The sequence below is a fragment of the Candidatus Colwellia aromaticivorans genome (assembly GCF_003333305.1).
GTDB lineage: Bacteria > Pseudomonadota > Gammaproteobacteria > Enterobacterales > Alteromonadaceae > Colwellia > Colwellia aromaticivorans.
This window is the reverse complement of record NZ_QOLD01000015.1, coordinates 1-5,115: the sequence shown is the minus strand read 5'-3', so window position 1 is coordinate 5,115 and position 5,115 is coordinate 1. Positions and strand designations below refer to the sequence as shown.

The 5,115-nt window shown below is 36.0% G+C and carries 4 protein-coding genes and 1 pseudogene; all 5 read right to left on the bottom strand.

Translation table 11 applies throughout. From position 1 onward, the window contains the following. Positions 1–296: 296 nt before the first annotated feature. Positions 297–911, bottom strand: coding sequence for a hypothetical protein (locus DWA31_RS02595; protein WP_114325116.1), 615 nt, complete (start codon positions 909–911; stop codon positions 297–299). A gap of 119 nt (positions 912–1,030) precedes the next feature. Then, positions 1,031–1,777 (bottom strand): hypothetical protein, encoded by a 747-nt coding sequence (locus tag DWA31_RS02590; RefSeq protein WP_114325115.1) that lies wholly within the window; start codon positions 1,775–1,777, stop codon positions 1,031–1,033. A gap of 117 nt (positions 1,778–1,894) precedes the next feature. Beyond that, entirely contained in the window at positions 1,895–3,070 is a 1,176-nt protein-coding gene (gene pheA, locus DWA31_RS02585) for a prephenate dehydratase (RefSeq protein WP_114325114.1), read from the bottom strand. Between the two features lie 124 nt (positions 3,071–3,194). Beyond that, entirely contained in the window at positions 3,195–3,581 is a 387-nt protein-coding gene (locus tag DWA31_RS02580) for an MAPEG family protein (protein ID WP_114325113.1), read from the bottom strand. Positions 3,582–3,631: 50 nt separating this feature from the next. After that, positions 3,632–5,083: pseudogene (locus tag DWA31_RS02575) on the bottom strand (penicillin acylase family protein). Positions 5,084–5,115: the final 32 nt, after the last annotated feature.

Sequence of the window (5,115 nt, the reverse complement as noted above, 5' to 3'; positions counted from 1 at the left end):
TCGTTCTATATCAAACAAATTTGTGAAGTTATCACTATCCTGACAAGCTCCCTAGGCGAGTTTAAAAGGTATATATGCTGCGTTATTGATTTTGACAAGGGAATAACCATTCTCTTCAATCAATGTCTTGCCTCTACACCTTTTAATTCTCGCTGAATGATCTATTCATTACTTCAATTGGTATTACTCAAATGCTATCTATTTTTCTCTGGTAGCATTCGGGTTAACGTTTCATCGTATAATAAATAACATCTACTCAAGATCAGTACTGTCTAACACGCCTGATTACGTAAACCTTAGAAGCTATAAGCCAGACCTATCGATATATGACTATCTACCCAAACCGTACCATCGAAGTGCGCCAAACAAGTACCATTTCGACAAAAAACAGTGTTATCATCTTTTGTTAAGGTCGCATAAGCACGAAGTTCTGTAATAAAAGCTAAGTTATCTGAAAACTCATAGCGAGTACCAACAGCAACCGTTATTGAAGGGTAAATAACACTATCAAAATCGCTATTAAAATAAGTCGCACCAACGCCCATTCCAACGGTAGTAATGTAGTTTCTTTCTTTAAAAAAAGCGACACCGTTAAAGTGTGCATATAAGGTGTCAAAAGAATGCGTTGATTGGTCAATATTATCGGTAAAGTCACGAGATATATAATTGACTAAAATTTGCCCTTGACCAGGGGTAGAGTCTTGCCAAGAAAAAGCTAAAGCAACGTTGGGGTCATTTGTTATTGCAATATCTACCGTGTTATCGTCACTGGTCAGTTTTGGGCTAAAAGTATAACCAAGCATAGACGTTATTTCTAAATCGTTTGCTTGAGCGCTTATTGATAATAATTGCGTGCAACATAGAGCAATAAACGCTTTGTTGGAACGAGGAAAAAATCTCAATGGGGGCATAGTTGAATGTTCCGTTGTCTTTTTAATTGTTAATTTTATATGTGATTGTTTTTATTGTTGAGTGCAAGCTTACTTTAGAGTACAAGTATTAGCAGTATTTAATTAAATTTATTAGTGAGTTAGCTTTTAATTGCTAAGTTCAATAAAGCAAGTAAAACTTCACCACCTAACTGGTTTGTTATAATACCCTGTTTACCACCTATAGCTGTTATATTAACATCATGAAGCGGTATCATTTTAGCTAATCCGCCGTTAATTATATTTAACTCTACGGTGTTGATTGTAATTGCGGTAATATTGATTTTGGCTTGAGGTTTTCCTCGTTTTTTCTTCACTTTAGTATGCTCAATAATTGGACCTGCTTGTGGGTTATTTTCGGCATATTTTTCAGCATTGAGTTGAGGGTTGTTCTTAGCGTATATTTTGGCACTTATGTTGGGATATAACTCAGGGTAATCAAGGGCAAGTTTATTGCTGATTCTTTGAATCAATTGGTCAATATTACTTGTTTTACCTGAGCTAGTTTCAATATTTAAGGTAAGCTTATTGATTGTTATTGCTTGTATTGTCGTTAATAAAGGTTGGGTAGGTTGTTTCACTAACTCAATATGTGCTACATCAATAATAACAGCATGTTTGGCTTGATGATCGTTTAAGTTTAACAAACTGAAATTTGTAAACTCTCCTATTCCTGTGCTTGACGAAAAATCAGCTAAAGTAACATTGGTTTTTTGGCCACTGTAATAATGTCCTTGTATTTCAATCTGGCTTTTAAGGTATTCATTTAACGATCCATTGGCTAAATACCAAAGCATGGAGCTAAGCGATACTAATAGGGTAAAAGCTAAAACAGCAAGTTTATTCAAGGGTAAGCCTCTTTCATGCTAAGGGATAAATGACTGATTATATATTGTTATAAAAAAGCCGTTACTGATTTGGGTAACGGCTTGATATGTGCTGTAGATTTTACCTGTGAGGTATTATCATATTGCACTACTTGGAACGCTTGTTGGGCTGATATGCTCAATAGGGTAACAGCCAAGTACTTTAATAAAGTTGGTGTGTTCGGTCATTTCACTAATCGCTTCTTGTAGCGCGAAATTTTTCAAATTTGCTTCTACATCAATATAAAACATTTCTTCCCATGGACGGCCTTGAATAGGGCGAGACTCAAGTTTACACATATTAATACCTTTTTCTTTTAGTACTAATAAACATTCTACTAATGCACCTGCTTTTTGCCCAGTTGCTAAAATAATAGCTGTTTTTGCTGGTATTTGTTCAGCCACCTCAACGGCTTTTCTTGCTACCAAGATAAAGCGCGTTTTGTTTTCATTTTGATTTGCTATCGATTTTTCTAGTGCTTGTAATTGATATAAGTGACCACCTTCTTCACTGCCGATAACAGCGACAGTATCATCTTGCAATTCGGAAGCTTTAACCATGGCATCGGCAGTGCTTTCGCAGTATTCTATACGTATATCATTCTGTTTATCTAAGAAATTACTACACTGTGTAAATGGTTGGCCATGAGCATAAATCGTTTTTATTTTATTTAAACTAGTCTCTACAGCGGTAAGTAAACAATGCTCTATTGGTTGGGTGATTTCACCAACAATAGATAAATTAGTGTGTTGTAACAAGTCATAAACTTCGTTGATACTACCTGAACTGGTATTTTCGATAGGCAACATACCGTAATCTACTTGACCAGACTCTACTTGTTGTAGGATATCACTGAAATTTTGGCAGCCAGATTCAATTATTTTTTCTGCGCGTCGAGAGAAGTATCGGTGACTTGCCAAATAACTATATGAGCCTTTATCACCTAGGAAAGCCACGCTAACCGCTGGCGTTTGAATATCAGGATTAGCTAAGCTTTGTAAAAAAGCCTGCTGATTTAGTACTGAATCTTCAATGATAGTTTGAAATATATTGGTAACATAGTGAGCATCTAAACCTAATTCTTTCCCTTGTTTTATTAAGCGAATTAACAACTCTTGTTCACGTTGCTGATCTCGAATAGGGCGAACTTGTTGTATTTTACTCTTAGCAACATTTAATGTAAGTGCGCGACGTTTAGCAAATAAGGTCAGTAAATCTTGATCTAAAGTGGTTATTTGTTTACGTATTTCGTTTAAATCTAATTTTTCGCTCACTGTGTTTTCCTGTTATTACTATGAGTGGATTGGAAGGTTTGATTTCTCTAGAGCAGCTACTCTATCTAGCTTTACTGAATTCTGTCAACAGTTTATTTAGACTGTTTTTATTTACTTATCAATTTTATGGGATACATTGCCAAATAATAGCAAAACTGCTTAGCGTAGCTACGGCCCAAACCAAGCTACGTAGCTTGTCTATGTTTGCTAAATATAAACCATTATACAGTACGCGTGCACATACATGTACTATGGCGAGTAAGGTTATATGTGTACCTGTATGCTGTGTTGCTATTGCTAATAATACTGCAGGAGCGAAAATTATTAATGATTCAAATGCATTTTGATGCGCAGCTAATGCACGCGCACCAAAACCTGTTAGTTTACTTTGTTGATCGCGTGGGTGGCTATTGTTATATCCGCCTAGCTTATGCATAGCATAAGCAACGGGAGCTTTTGCCAAAAGTGGTAATAGTGTTGCAATAAATAAACACCAAATTAAAGTTGCCATTGTTTTTCCCTATTGTTGTCGTTTTAGTGGTTGTTTATATTAACTCGAAACTAATAATTTAATAGCGTTAACGTGTATTTGGTTTTACCAGGTAAAAAAGGTAATGCTTTACCTTTTACCCAGTCATTGTGTCCTTTGCCATAATAAGGACTCCAAGGATGTCCTGCTTGGCTCGTAGGCATATGAGAAATGCCGGTTTCTTCATGACCAGGTGAAACCACCATACGCTCTGAAGCGCCAAAAGATATGCCTTGAACCTTCGGCATATAACTATCACCTGATAGTTGTGTTGATGGCATATCTAACCATTTTCCAATGAAAGGAATAGCATTACTCAGTGGATGCTTAATAGTTGTAGTATTTTGTTGCCCCCATCTAGCATCAACTAATGCTTGTTGTTCATTTTCTTCTACTGTGATCATGTCATCAATCGTTTGTTTTAGCGCTTGGTTAAACAAGGCAGACCAATTTTTTAATGGGCGCATTAAAAAGTTTTCAGGCTGTTGATTGATAAGTTGCCATAAAGGTGTTTTAACTTGATGGCGGATGCTTCGAAACTTATAACCGTCATCTAATTGTCTAAAATTATTATTTAATTCACTAAAGACTAAATCACGTGTATTGATACGAAAATTTCTTACTAAACGATAATTAATGGAATCTACACTAGCAACCCACGGCTCATTTTTTAATAATAACTTTCGTACTTGGATAAATTCTTTATATTTACTTAACGTGGCTTGGTTAAGCACGTTAGTTAATAAGAATTTTTGCCAACGCGTTAAAAATAGTGCACGTTCATCTAAGCCTATATCAAGTAACGCTTTTTCATCGAACGCTTTAAGGGAATTTAAATTGTCTCGGATCTGTTTAGCACGGGCGCCAAGGGCATAACCACCGTTACCTATTTTTTGTAACATATCGCCGCCAACAACCCGTGAGTTTGCTGTCCATAAACGATTATTTTTAGGATTAAAAACCCTTGGATATTGATCTGGCGTTAGGTACCCTTGCCAATTATTTTTACTATTATGCTAATAGGTAGGTGTTTCACCTATATTGCCAATTTTTGCTGGAATTGGCCCCATAATTGTCCAACCAATATTACCAATTTTGTCACCTACCACCATGTTTTGTGAGGAAATTCCACTTCGAGCTTCAATAGTAAACGCTTCTTTCACTGATTGTGCTAACTCTAGTTCTGTTGCCGTGATGTTTACGGCTTGTTTGTCATGCGCAACCCAGCGATAAGCTAACAATTTTCCTTGATGATTTTTGCCAATAACAGGGCTCCAAATAGTTTCTTTAATGGTGACCTCTACAGGCTGTTCATCTTTTACTACAATAATTTGTTTATGGTAACTAAAGTCTTTAGGGCCGGATGATGTCAGATATTGTTTAGCATCATTTATTGTATTTAAAATGACAATATCGCTGTAATCACCATAACTGTTAGTGAAACCCCAAGCAATATTGCCATTACTACCGACTACTATACTCATGATACTGCAAGTCTATGTACATGCTAAAAATG

Excerpts from the sequence above, each read along its gene's own strand:
- DWA31_RS02595 (WP_114325116.1), bottom strand. The coding sequence starts at position 911 with ATGCCCCCATTGAGATTTTTTCCTCGTTCCAACAAAGCGTTTATTGCT.
- DWA31_RS02580 (WP_114325113.1), bottom strand. The coding sequence starts at position 3,581 with ATGGCAACTTTAATTTGGTGTTTATTTATTGCAACACTATTACCACTT.